Origin of the sequence: Pelomicrobium sp., assembly GCF_036803785.1 — a bacterium.
Lineage (GTDB): Bacteria > Pseudomonadota > Gammaproteobacteria > Burkholderiales > UBA6910 > Pelomicrobium.
On record NZ_DAIRTR010000246.1, the window covers coordinates 1 to 2,081 of the forward strand.

At 64.8% G+C, this 2,081-nt stretch carries 1 protein-coding gene; it reads right to left on the bottom strand.

Annotated features, from left to right (window positions below):
• Positions 1 to 123: 123 nt before the first annotated feature.
• Positions 124 to 1,968, bottom strand: a complete 1,845-nt coding sequence (locus V7Q81_RS15865) for a PHA/PHB synthase family protein (protein ID WP_333845271.1) — start codon at positions 1,966 to 1,968, stop codon at positions 124 to 126.
• Between the last annotated feature and the right edge of the window lie 113 nt (positions 1,969 to 2,081).

The window sequence follows — 2,081 nt, forward strand, 5'->3', positions numbered from 1 at the left end:
CGCATGCAGATGTATTCACCCAGCCCGCCCATCCCGCCGGTGACCACTGCGACTCTTTGTGCCATGGTATGTCCTCCTCTGATTGCCACGGTACTGCGAGAAATCGGCTCGCAACGGCTGCGCTCATTCGAACCGCGCTTTAACATAGCTCCCGGGGGCCGGCTCGAGGGAGGGATAGACCCCGCTGCCGACGCCCGCGGGTGCTGGCACCGCGCGGCCGCTGCGCCGCTTGATCCAGCGGATCCAGTGCTTCCACCAGCTTCCGGGCACAGAGCGGGCCTGCTCCAGCCAGCGTTCGGGGGTGGTTGCCGGAAACTCGTTAGTCCAGTAGTTGCGCCGGTTCTTCGACGCCGGGTTTATCACGCCGGCGATGTGACCGCTCGCCGTCAGGACGAAGTCAATTTTGCCAGAAAGCAGGCGTGCGCTGGCATAGGCGGCCCGCCACGGCACGATGTGGTCTTCTTTGGCCGCCAGGAAGTAGGCGGGGATGCGTATCTTTCCGAGATCGACGGGCACGCCGCAGAGAGTGAGGGCACCCGGCACCTTCAGCGCATTGCGCAGGTACATGTGGCGCACGTACCAGCAATAGAGAGCGCCAGGCAGGTTGGCCCCATCGCTGTTCCAGTAGAGGAGGTCGAAGGGGGGCGGCGTCTCGCCCAGTAGATAATTGTGGACCACGTAGTGCCAGATGAGATCCTGGGGCCGCAGGCTGGCGAAGGCAGCAGCAAGCTCCGTGCCCCGCATGAGGCCGCCTTGCCGGTACTCGGCTTCCTTTCTCGCCACGTAGGCTTCGTCGATGTACACCGAGATCTCCCCCGGGTCCTCGAAGTCGAGCATGGTGGTGAGAAAGGTGGCACACTTCACACGCTCGTCCCCCCGGGCGGCCAGCACTGCCAGGGCGGTGGCGAGCAGCGTGCCGCCCACGCAGAAGCCCAGCACGTTGATCTGGGGCGCATCGCTCACGGCATGCACCACCTCCATGGCTTGGAACACGGCGCGCTCCAGGTAGTCCTCCCAGGTAAGTTGCCCCAGCTCAGGGGGAATATTGCGCCAGGAGATGAGAAACACCGTGAGTCCGTTCTCTACCGCGAAGCGCACAAAGGAATCCTCGGGCTGCAGGTCCAGGATGTAATACTTATTGATGAACGGCGGTACGATGAGCAGGGGCAGGGCGTGCACTCGCGGCGTCGATGGTGCGTACTGGATAAGCTGCATGAGCTCGTTCTGGTAAATCACTCCGCCGGGCGTGATGGCCAAATTGCGGCCCACTTCGAAGGCCGATTCGTCAGTCATCGAGAGGCGCCCCTTTTCCAGGTCCGCAAGCAGGTTCCTCAGGCCCCGCAGCAGGCTCTGCCCCTCGGTTTCTACGGCCCGCTTCAAGGCTTGCGGGTTGGTGGCGGGGAAGTTGGCGGGGCAGAGGGCCTCGATCCACTGGCGGGTGAAGAACTGCACCTTACGCTTGGCCGCCGCATCCAGGGGAAGCTGCGCGGCGGCGGTGTTCAACCATTCCGCGTTGATTAGGTAGGCGCGCCGCAAATAGTCGAAAAGGGGCTCCCGGCGCCACTCTGAGCTGCGGAAGCGCCGGTCAGGCGGTGCTTCTTCTTGGTCGTTTTCACCGCCTAATTGCCCTGCCAGCAGGCGCATCCACAGCGCCAAGTGGCGCTCGCCGTAGCGGTTCTGCAGCTCGAGCCACCGCTCCAGCTCGTGGGTGAGCCCAGCCGCCACGGCGCTCAGGATCTCTCCGCCGGCAAAGGGGGGGGAGTGGAAGGCCTTGAGCAAAGCGGCCAGATCCAGCGCCTGCCTTGGCCCAGGGCAAGCCTCCGGGGCGTGAGTGCTCGCGCGCTTGACGGCCTGGACCTGGGGTTCTTTCTCGTGGGGCACTGGGTCTTTCGCCAGGCGGTTCACGTCCGCCACCTTTACCGAGGAGACCGGCGCAGAGAGCCGAGCACCATGATCGGGCGCAGCCATGGGGTGGAGCGCGCTGTGCTAGGCGCGAGGACGTCGCCTCGGTTATTCTTGGTCCCACTGCGTGGGCCTGTCAATGGGCGTGGCCACCCGCCAGCTCCCCCACCACCCAGATC